The following is a 14,446-nucleotide window of genomic DNA, read 5'->3' on the forward strand; positions in this document are numbered from 1 at the left end:
CTATACTTTAAATGCGAGGCTTCACCTTTTACTTTAACTACCTTGTAACTCATTTTGTTGACCATTTATTAGTCAACTTTTTTCAGGACGAGACAAAATATAAAAGGCCCCGATTTATCGGGGCCTTTTGAATAATTAAATGATATATAGCTTAGTGCAATACCAAAGTCTGCTTTCTATCCGGGCCTACAGATAACCATTTGATAGGTACTTCTAATTCGGCTTCTAAAAAGTCGATGTATGATTGTAATTTCTCCGGGATCTCGTTCAGTTCGGTTATGCCGGTAATGTCTTCTTTCCAACCGTCAATTTCTTTCAACACAGGCACGGCATCAACCGAGCAAATATCGTACGGCATGTAATCGATCTGTTCGCCTAAATAATTGTAGTGGGTACAAGCGTATATCTTTTCGAAACCGCTTAGCACATCAGCCTTGGTCATCACCATTTGGGTAACGCCATTCAGCATAATGGCATATTTAAGGGCGGGCAGGTCTATCCAACCGCAACGGCGCGGCCTGCCTGTAGTAGCACCAAACTCGTGGCCTATGCGGCGCAGTTCTTCGCCCGTCTCGTCATTCAATTCGGTAGGGAAGGGGCCGCCACCAACACGGGTACAATAAGCTTTAAAAATACCTATCACATCACCAATTTGGCGCGGCGCTATACCTAAACCGGTACAAGCACCGGCCGCGGTAGTATTCGATGAAGTAACAAACGGGTAAGAACCGAAATCAATATCCAGCATAGCGCCTTGTGCGCCCTCAGCTAATACTTTTTTACCTTCTTTAATGTAGTTGTTCACCAAATGCTCACTATCAACCAGCGGGAATAGCTTAATCAGTTCAACGGCCTCAAAAAACGCTGCTTCGCGCTCGCTAAAGTCGGCAACCTCGCCATACATTGCCTGTAGCATCGAGGTATGTTTGTCAACCAGTTTTTGGTATTTTTCTTTAAAATCGGGCAGGGTGATATCGCCAATGCGCAAACCGTTACGGCCTGTTTTATCCATGTAAGTTGGGCCGATACCTTTTAGGGTAGAACCAATTTTACCGTCGCCCATTTTCTTTTCAGACGCGGCATCAAGCAACTGGTGGGTAGGTAGAATAAGGTGCGCCTTTTTGGCTATCATCAAATTCTTTTTGGCCAACAGGTCGTGGCCTGCATCTTTCAGCTTATCAAGTTCCTTTTTCAGGGTTATAGGGTCAATAACAACGCCGTTACCAATCAGGTTCATGGTGTTGTCAAAGAAAATACCCGAAGGGATGGTGTTCAGTACAAATTTTTTGCCTTCAAACTCTAAGGTGTGGCCGGCATTGGGGCCGCCCTGGAAACGCGCTATCAGGTCGTACCCTGCGCTTAGTACATCAACAATTTTACCTTTACCTTCGTCGCCCCACTGGAGGCCTAATAATACGTCAACAGCCATTAAATGATATCTTTATCTTGAAAATAAGTTTTGAATGAATATGTTTTTATTGCGCTTTCCTGTCGCAAAAGCCTGCGCGCAGTTTGGTGCAGTTACCGTAAAGGTTTAGCGAGTGGTGTTTAATTTCGAACTTTAAAATATCACCCATCATGCTCTGGATCTGCTGGATCCTCGGGTCGCAAAACTCAACTACCTTACCGCAATCTATGCAGATGATGTGATCGTGTTGTTTGTAGCCGTATGATTTTTCGAACTGGGCCATGTTTTTGCCAAACTGGTGTTTGGTTACCAGGTCGCACGATACCAGTAATTCGAGGGTATTATAAACCGTAGCGCGGCTTACTCGGTATTTCTTGTTCTTCATGTGGATGTATAACGATTCCACATCAAAATGGTCTGTCCTTGAATAGATCTCTTCAAGTATGGCGAAGCGTTCCGGGGTTTTCCGGAGGCTTTTATTTTCGAGATAGGCCTCAAAAATCTTTTTCACCAACGCAATGGTTTCCTGTACAGGCATAATGTTAAATTAACAGGGCAAAGGTATTAATAAAATATAATATAGAGCCAAGAAACAAGAGTCGAGAAATAAGAAATTGAATAATACCTTCTACTTACAGAAGATATTTTAAAGAACTTTATTTAAGTTAGGTTAAGGGTATTTATTCTCATAACAATAGCGTCAGGAATCAAGAAGTCAAGAGCCAAGAAATGTCCACGATCTTTGAAAATACTTTTTGTCCTGGCTCTTGGTTCTAATTTCTTGTCTCTCTGTTAAGATGCTTTTTCCACTACCGAATCAAACCTTATCACCGATGTAATACCCTTTACCTGGTTCAGTTTTTTGATCAGGTTATCCAGGTGTTCGGTATCGTTCACATAAACCATTATCGCGCCTTCAAAAATACCGTTATCGCTATCCACCGTAATAGAACGGATGTTTACTTTAAAGTCGGTTGATATAACAGTAGTAAGCTTGTTTATCAAACCAACATCATCAATACCCCTTATGCGCAGGCCGGTTAAAAATGCCAGTTCCAATTGTTTGGTCCACTTGGCTTTTACAATGCGGTAACCATAATTGGCCATCAGTTTGGCAGCATTAGGGCAGTTGGTGCGGTGGATCTTGATGCCATCGCTAACGGTAACAAAGCCAAACACATCATCGCCCGGGATGGGGTTACAACAATTGGCAAGTTTGTAATCTATTTTTTGCAGATCTTCACCAAACAGCAACACGTCGCTATCCTTAGTTTTTATATTGCGGACGATGCTCTGTAGTTGTTCGTGCTCAATTTTATCCTGCGGTTTGTTCTCAATTACCTTTTCTGATGCCTGGTACTCCTTCAGGTCCTTCATATCAATCTGGCCTTTGGCCACGTTGTAGAAAAGGTCCTGCGTGGACGGCAGCTTAAAGTAGTAGCTAAGTTTATGGATGTTCTCGGAGTTATAAGTGATCTTAAGCGATTTCATCTTCCGCTCCAAAATCTCCTTGCCATCATCGGCAACCTTACGTTTCTCTTCTTTAAGGGCCGATTTAATTTTGGCTTTTGCCTTAGCCGTAACCACAAAGCTAAGCCAGTCTTCTTTAGGTACCTGCTTGCCCGAGGTGATGATCTCTACCTGGTCGCCGTTTTGCAGTTTGTAGCTAAGGGGTACCAGTTTATGGTTCACCTTGGCGCCAATACAGCCCGCGCCCACATCTGTGTGGATCTCGAAGGCAAAATCAAGCGCGGTGGCGTTAAGCGGCAATTGGATCAGCGCGCCTTTAGGCGTAAAAATGAAGATCTCGTCGCTAAACAGGTTCATCTTAAAATCATCCAAAAAGTCGAGCGCGTTCGAGTCAGGGTTCTTTAGCATATCCCTAACTTTTTGTACCCAAAGGTCCAGGCCGCTATCGGTAGACGATTCCTTATATTTCCAATGCGCCGCGAAACCCTTCTCGGCAATCTCGTTCATCCGTTTGGTACGGATCTGTACCTCCACCCATTGCCCGCGGGGGCCCATTACGGTGGTATGCAGCGATTCGTAACCGTTTGCCTTTGGCGATGAGATCCAGTCGCGCAGCCTGTCGGGGTTTGGCCTGTACAGGTCGGTAACTATCGAGTATGCCTTCCAGCAATCAGCTTTTTCATTCTCGGGCGTGCTGTCTAATACGATGCGGATGGCGAACAAGTCATACACCTCCTCGAACGGGATGGCTTTTTTCTTCATCTTGTTCCAGATGGAGTGGATAGATTTTGGGCGGCCAAAAAGCTCGCCATGCACATCCTGGCTTTCCAGCACTTTATTTACAGGGTCAATAAAGTCGCGGATAAATTTCTCTCGCTCGGTTTTTTTCTCGTTTAGTTTATTTTTGATGAACTGGTAAGTTTCGCGCTCCATGTATTTCATGGAGAGGTCTTCCAGTTCGGATTTTATGGCGTATAATCCCAGGCGGTGGGCAAGGGGCGCGTACAGGTACACCGTTTCTGACGATAGCTTAAGCTGCTTATCGCGCGGCATAAACTCCATGGTACGCATGTTGTGCAACCTATCGGCCAGTTTAATCAGTATTACCCTCACATCATCAGCAAGGGTAAGCAGCATTTTACGGAAATTTTCGGCCTGTAACGAGCTGTTAGTATCAAACACGCCCGATATTTTGGTTAGGCCGTCAATAATCTTGGCGACTTTTTTACCAAACTCCAGCTCAATATCTTCCAGGGTAACATCGGTATCTTCCACAACATCGTGCAGCAGGGCACAAACGATAGATGTGGTACCCAAACCTATCTCTTCGGCAGCTATTTGGGCTACTGCGATGGGGTGGTATATATAAGGCTCGCCGCTTTTGCGGCGCATATCTTTATGGCTCTCCAAAGCCATCTCAAAGGCCTTGCGTATCATACGTTTATCTCCCTTTTGCAGGGTAGATTTACTTGCGCGCAGCAATGCCCGGTATCTCTTCAGGATCTCTTTTTTCTCAGCTTCCAGGTCAATCACTAAATCTTTCATGTATCGGTATGGGGTATTAGTACAATAAACCCGCAAACATTAAATTTTATTGCAGGTTTATATAAAATAACAAAATAAAATGCGTTAATTTTGTATCAAGTAAAAATATGAAATTTATTATTTCTCTTTTGTTGTTTTGTTGCGTGTTTGGGAGCTTAAAAGCCCAGGACGACAAACCTGCTAAACCGGTAGTACTTGGCAAAAATGATACCATTAAGGTGTATATGACCAAGCTGGATGGTGAGCTGGTACCCTGGATCGTAGAACCGGAGGTACGCATTGTAGATACACGCATTTTTGCCAGCGAACAGGACAGGCTTGATTACCTGCGTTTACGCTATAATGTTAAAAAAGTAATGCCTTATGCGCGCTATGCCGGCCAGCGTTACCGCCAGTTACAGCGCGACCTTGCCCTTACCGGCGATAAAAAGAAGCAAAAGGAATTGATGAAAGCCTGCGAGAACGAGATTAAAACCTTGTTTAATCACGATATCAAGAATCTGACAATTAGTCAGGGTGAGGTATTGATAAAATTGGTGAGCCGCGAAACAGGCAACACCAGCTTTGCTTTAGCTAAAGAACTTAAGGGTGGTTTTAACGCCTTCGTTTTCCAATCGGTAGCCCGTTTATTTGGGCATAACCTCAAAGAAACGTACGACCCTGCCGAACAGCGCGACATTGAACAGATACTGCGCGACGCCGGATACGTTTCGAGCTACAACTAAATGGATAACGACAGTATTTACCCGTTCACAGTTGAGAAACTGAATGGCGAGCATATAGGCCTTGCCGACTACCAGGATAAAGTTTTACTGATCGTGAATATCGCGTCGCAATGCGGTTTTACCCCACAACTGCAAGACCTGAGCGACCTTAAAAAAGAATTTGCAGATCAGGATTTTGAAATATTGGCTTTCCCATCAGATGATTTTGGCGGACAAGAACCACTTGAAGGTGACGCAATAGCCACCTTTTGCAGCAACTACGGCAATAATTTTCCCATTTTTGAAAAAAGCCGTGTGCGCGGCGAGTTTGCTATCCCGCTGTATAAATATCTGGCAGGCAGCTCAAAGCCGCGCTGGAATTTCCACAAGTACCTGGTTGACAGGAACGGCAAGGTTGTTGATTTCTTTTACCCGTTCACCAAACCTACATCATCTAAAATAAAGAAAAAGATACAGCGACTTTTGGCTGCTGTACCTAAATAATGTGCTGTTTATGAAATTAGATATTTTAGTTTTACCCGTACACCCGGACGATGCCGAACTGGGCTGTGCAGGCACCATATTAAAACATATAAAACTTGGCCACAAAGTTGGCGTTGTAGACCTTACCCGAGGCGAACTGGGTACCCGTGGCTCGGCCGAGATCCGCGATATGGAAGCCGCTAAGGCCGCCGAAATATTAGGTTTGACCATAAGAGAAAACCTGGCGATCCCTGATGGGTTTTTTACTAACACGCGAGAGTACCAGTTAAAGGTGATAGCGGCTATCCGTAAGTTTCAACCGGAGATCGTGATCACCAACGCCTATCAAGACCGCCACCCCGATCATGGGCGTGCTAATGAACTGGTAGAGGCATCCGCGTTTTTATCGGGCCTACGCCGGATAGAAACTTTTGAAGACGGGCAGTTACAGGAACCATGGCGCCCAACACAGGTGCTCCATTTTATACAGGACAGGTACATTAAACCGGATATTATTGTAGATGTTACCGAGTTTTGGGATACCAAAATAGAGAGTATTTATGCTTACGGTTCACAGTTCCACAACCCCGATTACAACGAGGACGAACCACAAACCTACATCTCGTCGCCGGATTTCATAGAGCAAATAAACGGCCGTGGCCGCGAGTTTGGAAAAAGCATCAACACCAAATACGGCGAAGGCTTTACATCAAGGAAGATACTTGGTGTAGATAATTTGTTTGATTTGAGGTAGGTGTTTTAAGCCTTTGTTGGTGTTGTCACCAACAAATATCGGATAACGCAAAAGGCCACTCTATTTGAGTGGCCTTTTGCGTTAGAGTGGCTTTACTTAAACGCCTACGTATTCGAAACGGTTGTTTTCGTTGCTGCGTTCGCGTTTAAGTTTGTTGTCTTTGGCAAGCTTTAGTAAGATGCCCGACAATTCGGAAGTTTTAAATTCCGAATCGAATTTTTCTTTGCAATATTCTGCAATAGATGATATAGAGTGCGGTGTTTTAAAATAATCGCTGCTTAGCAATTGGTTTAGCACCTTGGTAGCACCCGGTTTTTTACGGCCGTGTTCCTCGTTCACTTCATTTTCTCTTAATGGCCTGCGTCCTCTTTTATTGAAAATTTCAGATCCTTCCGTATCACCCCGCTCTGTTTCCATAATCTCGTCTAAAAGCCTGTCAACCACTCTCACTTGTACAGCTTCAGACTGGAAAGAATTAACAACCTCAGCGATCTCTGTAAGTTGTTTTTTTAATTTTTCAATTTGTCTGTTCATCCTATTTATTGTACTATATGTATTTCAATAATGCGTTATTTTACGTTACGTGTATGTGCCTCAATGTATAACAACCTAAAGCACAATTATTAATTAATATTATAATAACGCCGTTTGGCAATTATAGTATTTGATAAATAAAAAAAGCCCCTGTTTGTGTCAAAACAAGGGCCTGTAGCAATATTATTACAGTTTAGTTATAGGCGCGGCAATATCTTTTCAAGCATTTGCATGCCCTCGTCAATATGGGTGTTATCCATGATAAGCGCCGGCCTGAAGCGGATGCTGCGGTCGCCACAACCCAGGTACATAATATTATTCTCTAAACCAATATTAATAAAGGTGTTCCGGGTATTAGCATCCGGGAAATCGAATGCGGTTAGCAGGCCTTTGCCACGTACATTGGTTACGATATTATTTTTGGCCGCGATATTTTTAAGGCTGGTTTGCAGGTACTCGCCAGTTTTGGCGGCTTGCTCGCAAAGGTCATCTTCTTCGATGATCTCCATGATCTTGGACGAGCGCACCATATCCACCAAACTACCACCCCAGGTAGAGTTTATGCGCGATGAAACGTTGAATACATTGTTCTCCACCTCATCCACCTTTTTGCCGGCCAGTATGCCGCAAACCTGCATTTTTTTACCGAAGGCCAAAATATCCGGCCGTGCTTTTTCGCCAAAGTGCTGGTGCAGCCAAAACTTACCGCTTAGGCCAACGCCCGTTTGCACTTCGTCATATATTAGCATCGCGTCGTTCTCATCAACCAATACGCGCAGTTGTTCTAAAAACTCCTGTCGAACGTGTTTATCACCACCTTCGGATAATACAGGCTCTATAATAATAGCGCAGATATCATCCGGGTTATCAGCAAAGGCTTTTTTTATCTGGGCGATGGATTTTGCTTCGCGATTAAGCAGGTCCTGTTTGTTTGCATCTGTTAACGGGAAGTGGATCTCCGGTAACGAAACCCTCGGCCAATCGAATTTGGCAAACCACTTGGTTTTAACAGGCTGGGTATTTGTTAAGCTTAAGGTATAGCCCGAGCGGCCGTGAAAAGCATTTTCGAAATGGATCACTTTAAAACCTTTTTCGGTTGTGTGGCCTTTGGCGAAGTTCTTTTGAACTTTCCAATCCATGGCAACTTTTAGCGCGTTCTCGATGGCTAATGAACCGCCTGCAATAAAAAAGGCGTGGGGCAAATAATCGGGGATGCCAACTCGACTAAAGGTATCTACAAACTGGGCGTATTGCTCGGTATAAATATCGGAGTTGGAGGGGTTGGTTAATGCAGCCAACATCAGGCTTTTCTTGAAGCCTTCGTCGTTTAGCATTTTTGGGTGGTTGTAACCCAGCGGTACCGAAGCAAAACAAGTAAAAAAGTCTAACAACGTGCGGTTGTTTTTAGCATCGTAAATATGAACGCCCTGGCTTTTTTCCATATCAAAGGTAAGGTCGAAACCATCGGCCAAAATATGCTTGCTAAGGGTAGCCTGAACGTTTTGTGGTGTTACTTGCAATTGGTACATAAAAGTAGAATTATTGGTTAAACAAATCTAACAAAAAGCCCTAAATAACAATAATTTAAAGGTTTTTATACCAATTGCCAAAAAAGTAACTTTAAATGAACTAAACCTATTTTTTGGACTAAAGCGGTTATTGGTATGCCAATAATTGATGTGCAGATGTGCAAATTTCAGATGTGCAGATGCTGGAAATTGGCGCATCTACACCATTATAGCTTGGAAAATTAATCATCTGCACATTTGCATATTTACGCATTTGTACACTACATAAATTTATCCTTCATCCCCAGCAACCCCCAAATGCCACCACTATGGATGGCAAGGATCTTGCTGCCGGGAGCGAAGTGGTCTTTAGCGGCGAGGTCGTAAATGGCGTAGAGCATTTTGCCGGTGTAGATTGGTTCTATGAGGATGCCCGTTTCTGCAACGAATTGTTTGATGAATTGGATCAGGTCTGGCGTGGTTTTGCCGTAGCCGCCGAAATGGTAATCGAGGTGCAATGTGTAATTGGCAGCAGAGGTGAGGAATCGGTTGATCTCATCGCGCATAAACCCGCCATTTTTTAGTACGGGGATAGCGTTGAATTGGGTGGATAGTCTAGCAGCGGTTAAGCCGTTGATGATGCCCGCCGCTGTGGTCCCGGTTCCGCAGGCGCAAAAGATGTGGTCGTAAGTTTGAGGAAGTTCCTGCACCAGTTCGCTTACACCTTTGGCGCCTTCGGCAGATGCGCCGCCTTCGTCAATAAAAAAGGCTTGTTCATCATCGCCAAAAAGCTTATGAAAGAGGGCCTGTTTATCGCGGTAGCTTTCCCTATCAGTAAAAAGCAATTGCATGCCGTGCAGTTTGCAAAGAAAAAGAGTGTCGTTCTCCACTTCCTCGCCCCGTACAATACCGGTAGCTTTAAAACCAAATTTAGCCGCCGCCGCCGCTGTTGCCAGTAAGTGATTGGAGTATGCCCCGCCGAAAGTTACGAGGTGCGTTTTGTTTTGCGTCTGCGCTTTTTGCAATACATACTTTAGCTTACGCCATTTATTGCCCGAAATAATGGGGTGAATGAGGTCGTCGCGCTTGATAAAAACCTTTAGCCCTTTTTCTGCGAATAGCTTGTTTTCTATCTGCTGTACGGGGCTGTATATGTCAAGGTTGAGATCCACGGGGTAAATTTAGGAAAATAATATGCGGAGCAATCGAATATTTAACTCACCCCGCGGCACTACGTGCGCGACCCTCTCTGCTGCGCAAAGAGGGTATCGAAAAAAGGGATTAAAAATAGTTAATCCCCCTCTTTGCGCAGCAGAGAGGGGGCAGGGGGTGAGTAAATTTCGTAAACTTTGAGTGTTCGTTATTTAACTCACCCCGCGGCACTACGTGCGCGACCCTCTCTGCTGCGCAAAGAGGGTATGGAAAAGGGATTAAAAATAGTTATTCCCCTCTTTGCGCAGCAGAGAGGGGCAGGGGGTGAATAAATTTCGTAAACTTTGAGTGTTCGTTATTTTACTCACCCCGCGGCACTACGTGCGCGACCCTCTCTGCTGCGCAAAGCGGGTGTGGAAAGGGGGATTGGAAATAGTTAATTCCCCTCTTTGCGCAGCAGAGAGGGGCAGGGGGGTGAGTCAGCCTCTTAAATTTTGCTCTATTTTTTGCAGTACACTTTCCATATCTTTTTCGATTTGATCATTTGTAAAACGCAATATTTTTAACCCTAAACCTTCTAACACGATATCCCTGTTCTTGTCATATTCCTTTTTATAAAGGTGCACGGGGCCATCCGCTTCTATAACCAATTTAGCTTCGTCACAATAAAAATCGGGGATATAATATTCATTTTTACCCATTACAGATCTTACGCAAACGGGGTGCTGCCTCAAGAATTTCATTCCCATAAAATTCCTGTTTCTTAAAATTTGCCAAAGCAGACTTTCTGCAGGCGTTTGTTTTTGTCTAAGGTCGCGGCAAAATTCGATTATGGTTGGCATGAGGGGAAAATACGAAATCAATCGCATATTCAACTCACCCCGCGGCACTACGTGCGCGACCCTCTCTGCTGCGCAAAGAGGGTATGGGAAAATGTTGGAGTAGGTTTGTTTTTGCTGCATTGCAAATTCTGTAAAAAATGGGGTGTTTAAACCCTCTTTCCGCGCAGCGAAGGTGGTCCAGCGAAGCAATGACCGGGTGAGTAAAATCTCAAATTTGTTAAAAGAGTTATAAGATGTATTCGTAAACCCTCTTTCCGCGCAGCGAAGGGAGGGTGGTCCAGCGAAGCAATGACCGGGTGAGTAAAATCTCAAATTGCTAAAGATTTATAAGATGCATTCCTAAACCCTCTTTCCGCGCAGCGAAGAGAGGGTGGTCGAGCGAAGCAATGACCGGGTGAGTAAACTAAACGCCATGCAATGAAATATGCCTCTCTAAGCGTAAATGCTTTTTTCTTACTTTTGCCACATGATTGATGAAACGGCCATAATTGATAGCGACGAGCAGGATCTGTTTGAACACCTGCGCGTAGTTGTTGATAAGGGGCAGTCGCTGTTAAGGATTGATAAGTTTTTGATGCACCGGGTGGAGAATGCTTCGCGTAACCGCATCCAAAATGCTATCGATGCAGGCAATGTGCTGGTGAACGATAAGATTATTAAGGCCAGTTACCGGGTAAAACCGCAGGATGTGATCTCGGTAGTTTTACCGCACCCGCCGCGCGATACGGAAGTTTACCCCGAAGATCTGCCGATCGAAATTGTTTACGAGGATAACGACGTACTGATCGTAAATAAGGCCGCCGGTATGGTGGTGCACCCCGGTTTTAATAATTACGAAGGCACCTTGGTTAATGCCCTGGTTTACCACTTTAACCAGCTCCCAACCTTGCCGGGTAACGATGGCCGACCGGGACTGGTGCACAGGATAGATAAAGATACATCGGGCCTGCTGCTTATCAGTAAGAATGAGCGCAGCATGAGTTACCTGGCCAAGCAGTTTTTCGATCACACTATAAACCGCAAATACCTGGCACTTGCCTGGGGCGATATCGCTGAGGATGGCACGGTTACGGGCTACATAGGCCGCAGCGTTAACGACCGCAGGGTAATGTCGATATACGATGACCCGGAGAAGGGGAAATGGTCGGTAACGCATTACAAGGTATTGGAGCGGATGGGTTATGTTACGCTGATAGAATGTAAATTGGAAACAGGCAAAACCCACCAGATCCGTGCGCATATGAAGCACATCGGCCACCCGCTGTTTAGCGATGCCATGTATGGCGGCGATAAAATTTTAAAAGGCACTGTGTTTAGCAAATACCGCCAGTTTGTAGAGAATTGTTTCGAAATAATGCCCAGACAGGCCCTGCACGCGCAATCGCTTGGATTTGTGCACCCGTCGTTAAAAAAAGATATTTACTTTGAAGCCCCGCTACCTGCTGATTTTGAAGGTGTTTTAGATAAGTGGCGAAAGTATGTAAAAGCAGATGCTGTTGGTTAGATATGAGAGTTGAGAACAAATCTTCCTTACAACGGTTCATCCAAAATAAAACGCACGGCGAGTAAAATTTTTTAACTTAATAAATGTTTTAGAATGGGAGAAAAGGTATTGCCTAATTGCAAATTTATAAAGTCTAACATCTAACATCTCATATCTATCCATGCCGCCTGTTTATATCAATTTTAACGGAGAGATCATACCTGCAGATAGCACACTGCTTACCATTGCCAACAGGGCATTCAGGTATGGCGATGGCTTGTTTGAAAGTATGCGCGTGATGAAGGGCAAACTCAAGTTCCCCGAGCTGCATGCCGAGCGCCTGCAAAAGGGGATGAGGGCGTTAAAGATAGATGGCTATTCGCAGGCCGATAGCTGGTTCCTGAATGAGAAGGTAGAAGAACTGGCGCGTCGCAATAAGATTAAACATGGCCGTTTGCGCCTAACCGTTTTTCGCGATGCGGAGGGGTTGTATGCGCCTACTCAAAATAAAATGGCGTATTGTATGGAGATCCAGCCGATAGAAGAGCCCCGCTATTTCCTGAACGAGCGCGGCCTGATCATGGATGTGTACACCGAATTGCCCAAACCGCTCAACTGGTTATCTAATATCAAAACCTGTAACTCGCTCATATATGTAATGGCGGGCATCTACAAACAGCATAACAAACTTGATGATGTGTTTTTGATAAACCAGAACAGGTATTTATGCGAGGCCAACAGCTCTAATATATTTGTGTGGTATCAAAACCATTTGTACACCCCTGCATTAAGCGAAGGTTGTGTGGAAGGTGTGATGCGCAAGGTGGTGATCCAACTCGCAATGGATAATAACATCCCCGTTACCGAGGCCCAGATAAACCCCGAGATACTGAACCAAGCTGATGAAGTTTTTTTAACCAACGCCACCAAAGGCATCCAATGGGTTATGGGCTACGGCGTAAAACGCTACTTTAACCGCATCAGTAAAACGCTGATGGATGAGTTGAATAAGTTGTAACCGCTCGGAGAAGGGTAGCCCCTATGGGGCAAAACGCCTTCTGGGTTTTTTCTACAAAGCGGTTGTTCCTACGGAACATGGATGTAGGGTTTCGTAAGGATGCTATGCTTAATTAAATTGAATTAGCAATACACATCTCTCAATTCCTTACGTTGCATAACCCAAAGAGGCCTTCGCACTACAGGAAAAGGTACTTTGTTTTTGCCCCAGTGGGGCTACCGCTTTGTAGGAAAAACATATTGAAAGACTTTGCTCCGTAGGAGCTACCCTTAACCACAAAACTATTCCGCGTTTTTGAAAATGTAGCGCTCATCAAACTCAATATCAAAGCTGGTTAACAGTTGCCTATATTCATCCAGGAAATTGAACTTTTTATGGTGTTCTCGTTGGTTGGTAATATATTTTACAACCTTATCTATATGTGATTTGCTGTAGCTAAAAGCGCCATATCCTTCCTGCCATTGAAATTTAAATGGGGTTAAACGTTCTTTATTGATCCATTCAGATGAGTCACCCTTAACTAATCGCATCAAATCTGAAATAGATTGCGATGGATCTAAACCAATAAACATATGTAGGTGGTCGGGCATGTTATTTATTGCCAACATTTTATGCCCGTTGTTTTGTACGATTGCAATAATATATAGCCGAAACCGGTCATCCCAATCAGTATTAAGTAAAGCGTTCCGGTTTTTAACCGCAAATACAATATGGATATAAATCTGTGTATAAGTATTCGCCATGCCGATTTTATTACCCTTCCAAAACCCCAACCTTTATCTCCGCCAGGATCCCATCCCACAAAGCAACCCTTGCCTCTAAAGCCTGTATAACAGCGGTTGTTGCCGCGGCCCATTTGCTTTCGTTGTTGCCGCAAAGCTCGGTGGTCATTTGGTAAGCTAACTGAGAGTGGTGGTCGCCGTCGACTTCTATGTGGCGCTCCAGGTAGTACAGCAATATCTCTACTTTACCGGGCAGTTGTCCGTTTAGTTTTTTAACCATTTCTATGAACATGCCGGGGATCAGATCTTCGCGACCGAACGTAAAAACGGCTGCCTGCAAAAAACTTTGATTGGTGGATACCACTTCAAAAGTATGTTTGACAAACTCGCCGGCGGCTTGTGGCATCGCTGCACTTGCTAAAGCGATATTCACATCCTTTTGCGTACTTAACTGCTCAAATAAAGAAACAATGGCCGAACTATCGGCACCTGCCTGTTCCATGGCTTTCAGGTATAATTCAAAATGGCTGGTGCGGGTACCGGTATGGTCAACGTCGCTTTCCTCGCCGGTGACTATCTCGTTAATAAGGTAGCGGGTGTTAGCGTTGCCAACGGGCATCCAGGGCAGGGTGGTGCAGGTAAGATTTTGCTGCAAAGCTTTTAACAGCGACATAAAATCCCAAACGGCAAATATGTGGTGCTGCATAAAAGTATGCAGGCTATCAATGGTATTAATGTTGCGGTATAACTCGTGGCTAATCAGTTGTTCTCGTAGTGGCTCAATCTCTTGTTTTAGTTGGGCAATTCTATCAGTACTATTCAT

The 14,446-nt window shown here is 44.5% G+C and carries 14 protein-coding genes; 5 read left to right on the forward strand and 9 right to left on the reverse strand.

The genetic code is table 11. The features are described from left to right. Positions 1-151: 151 nt before the first annotated feature. The 3 genes from ACVW0P_RS10205 to ACVW0P_RS10215 all read right to left on the reverse strand — a co-directional run bounded on the left by ACVW0P_RS10205 (position 152) and on the right by ACVW0P_RS10215 (position 4,423). Positions 152-1,429 carry an adenylosuccinate synthase gene (locus ACVW0P_RS10205; RefSeq protein WP_457131999.1) on the reverse strand — a complete coding sequence of 426 codons (1,278 nt, stop codon included), beginning with the start codon at positions 1,427-1,429 and terminating at the stop codon, positions 152-154. Between the two features lie 46 nt (positions 1,430-1,475). Continuing rightward, positions 1,476-1,946: a Fur family transcriptional regulator gene (locus tag ACVW0P_RS10210; protein WP_354431349.1), complete on the reverse strand. Its 471-nt coding sequence runs from the start codon at positions 1,944-1,946 to the stop codon at positions 1,476-1,478. 254 nt (positions 1,947-2,200) lie between these two features. Further along, positions 2,201-4,423: a RelA/SpoT family protein gene (locus ACVW0P_RS10215; protein ID WP_457132000.1), complete on the reverse strand. Its 2,223-nt coding sequence runs from the start codon at positions 4,421-4,423 to the stop codon at positions 2,201-2,203. 107 nt (positions 4,424-4,530) lie between these two features. Between ACVW0P_RS10215 and ACVW0P_RS10220 the strand changes: the two genes are divergently transcribed. Genes ACVW0P_RS10220 through bshB1 form a run of 3 tightly spaced genes read left to right on the forward strand, consistent with a single transcriptional unit; the run spans position 4,531 to position 6,364 of the window. Further along, the gene (locus tag ACVW0P_RS10220) at positions 4,531-5,148 is read left to right on the forward strand and encodes a DUF4294 domain-containing protein (protein ID WP_354431346.1); all 618 of its coding nucleotides are present in this window, start codon (positions 4,531-4,533) and stop codon (positions 5,146-5,148) included. Next, a complete protein-coding gene (locus tag ACVW0P_RS10225; RefSeq protein ID WP_457132001.1) occupies positions 5,149-5,631 on the forward strand; it encodes a glutathione peroxidase in 483 nt (160 codons plus the stop codon). It begins immediately after the preceding gene. Between the two features lie 10 nt (positions 5,632-5,641). Beyond that, positions 5,642-6,364, forward strand: a complete 723-nt coding sequence (bshB1, locus tag ACVW0P_RS10230; protein WP_457132002.1) for a bacillithiol biosynthesis deacetylase BshB1 — start codon at positions 5,642-5,644, stop codon at positions 6,362-6,364. A gap of 96 nt (positions 6,365-6,460) precedes the next feature. Here the strand turns inward: bshB1 and ACVW0P_RS10235 are convergent, their stop codons facing one another. The 4 genes from ACVW0P_RS10235 to ACVW0P_RS10250 form a co-directional block, all read right to left on the reverse strand. Continuing rightward, complete coding sequence (locus ACVW0P_RS10235; protein ID WP_457132003.1) at positions 6,461-6,898, reverse strand: hypothetical protein; 438 nt, start codon at positions 6,896-6,898, stop codon at positions 6,461-6,463. Positions 6,899-7,095: 197 nt separating this feature from the next. Continuing rightward, positions 7,096-8,427 (reverse strand): L-lysine 6-transaminase, encoded by a 1,332-nt coding sequence (gene lat, locus ACVW0P_RS10240; protein ID WP_457132004.1) that lies wholly within the window; start codon positions 8,425-8,427, stop codon positions 7,096-7,098. A 260-nt stretch (positions 8,428-8,687) separates the two neighbouring features. After that, complete coding sequence (locus ACVW0P_RS10245) at positions 8,688-9,578, reverse strand: 1-aminocyclopropane-1-carboxylate deaminase/D-cysteine desulfhydrase (RefSeq protein ID WP_457132005.1); 891 nt, start codon at positions 9,576-9,578, stop codon at positions 8,688-8,690. A gap of 459 nt (positions 9,579-10,037) precedes the next feature. Beyond that, complete coding sequence (locus ACVW0P_RS10250) at positions 10,038-10,400, reverse strand: endonuclease domain-containing protein (protein WP_457132006.1); 363 nt, start codon at positions 10,398-10,400, stop codon at positions 10,038-10,040. 466 nt (positions 10,401-10,866) lie between these two features. On the opposite strand from ACVW0P_RS10250, the gene ACVW0P_RS10255 reads away from it, so the two are divergent. Both ACVW0P_RS10255 and ACVW0P_RS10260 read left to right on the forward strand, forming a co-directional pair. Then, the gene (locus ACVW0P_RS10255; protein ID WP_457132007.1) at positions 10,867-11,904 is read left to right on the forward strand and encodes an RluA family pseudouridine synthase; all 1,038 of its coding nucleotides are present in this window, start codon (positions 10,867-10,869) and stop codon (positions 11,902-11,904) included. Positions 11,905-12,064: 160 nt separating this feature from the next. Further along, entirely contained in the window at positions 12,065-12,901 is an 837-nt protein-coding gene (locus ACVW0P_RS10260) for an aminotransferase class IV (protein WP_457132008.1), read from the forward strand. A 281-nt stretch (positions 12,902-13,182) separates the two neighbouring features. Here the strand turns inward: ACVW0P_RS10260 and tnpA are convergent, their stop codons facing one another. Both tnpA and ACVW0P_RS10270 read right to left on the reverse strand, forming a co-directional pair. Beyond that, positions 13,183-13,644 carry an IS200/IS605 family transposase gene (tnpA, locus tag ACVW0P_RS10265; RefSeq protein ID WP_457132009.1) on the reverse strand — a complete coding sequence of 154 codons (462 nt, stop codon included), beginning with the start codon at positions 13,642-13,644 and terminating at the stop codon, positions 13,183-13,185. A gap of 10 nt (positions 13,645-13,654) precedes the next feature. Continuing rightward, entirely contained in the window at positions 13,655-14,446 is a 792-nt protein-coding gene (locus tag ACVW0P_RS10270; protein ID WP_457132010.1) for a DUF3050 domain-containing protein, read from the reverse strand.

The organism is Mucilaginibacter sp. UYNi724 (genome assembly GCF_054057495.1).

What these genes read in the sequence shown, in the direction of transcription:
- ACVW0P_RS10205 (WP_457131999.1), bottom strand. Translation starts at nt 1,429, where the DNA reads ATGGCTGTTGACGTATTATTAGGCCTCCAGTGGGGCGACGAAGGTAAA.
- ACVW0P_RS10210 (WP_354431349.1), bottom strand. Translation starts at nt 1,946, where the DNA reads ATGCCTGTACAGGAAACCATTGCGTTGGTGAAAAAGATTTTTGAGGCC.
- ACVW0P_RS10215 (WP_457132000.1), bottom strand. Translation starts at nt 4,423, where the DNA reads ATGAAAGATTTAGTGATTGACCTGGAAGCTGAGAAAAAAGAGATCCTG.
- ACVW0P_RS10220 (WP_354431346.1), top strand. Translation starts at nt 4,531, where the DNA reads ATGAAATTTATTATTTCTCTTTTGTTGTTTTGTTGCGTGTTTGGGAGC.
- ACVW0P_RS10225 (WP_457132001.1), top strand. Translation starts at nt 5,149, where the DNA reads ATGGATAACGACAGTATTTACCCGTTCACAGTTGAGAAACTGAATGGC.
- bshB1 (WP_457132002.1), top strand. Translation starts at nt 5,642, where the DNA reads ATGAAATTAGATATTTTAGTTTTACCCGTACACCCGGACGATGCCGAA.
- ACVW0P_RS10235 (WP_457132003.1), bottom strand. Translation starts at nt 6,898, where the DNA reads ATGAACAGACAAATTGAAAAATTAAAAAAACAACTTACAGAGATCGCT.
- lat (WP_457132004.1), bottom strand. Translation starts at nt 8,427, where the DNA reads ATGTACCAATTGCAAGTAACACCACAAAACGTTCAGGCTACCCTTAGC.
- ACVW0P_RS10250 (WP_457132006.1), bottom strand. Translation starts at nt 10,400, where the DNA reads ATGCCAACCATAATCGAATTTTGCCGCGACCTTAGACAAAAACAAACG.
- ACVW0P_RS10255 (WP_457132007.1), top strand. Translation starts at nt 10,867, where the DNA reads ATGATTGATGAAACGGCCATAATTGATAGCGACGAGCAGGATCTGTTT.
- ACVW0P_RS10260 (WP_457132008.1), top strand. Translation starts at nt 12,065, where the DNA reads ATGCCGCCTGTTTATATCAATTTTAACGGAGAGATCATACCTGCAGAT.
- tnpA (WP_457132009.1), bottom strand. Translation starts at nt 13,644, where the DNA reads ATGGCGAATACTTATACACAGATTTATATCCATATTGTATTTGCGGTT.
- ACVW0P_RS10270 (WP_457132010.1), bottom strand. Translation starts at nt 14,446, where the DNA reads ATGAATAGTACTGATAGAATTGCCCAACTAAAACAAGAGATTGAGCCA.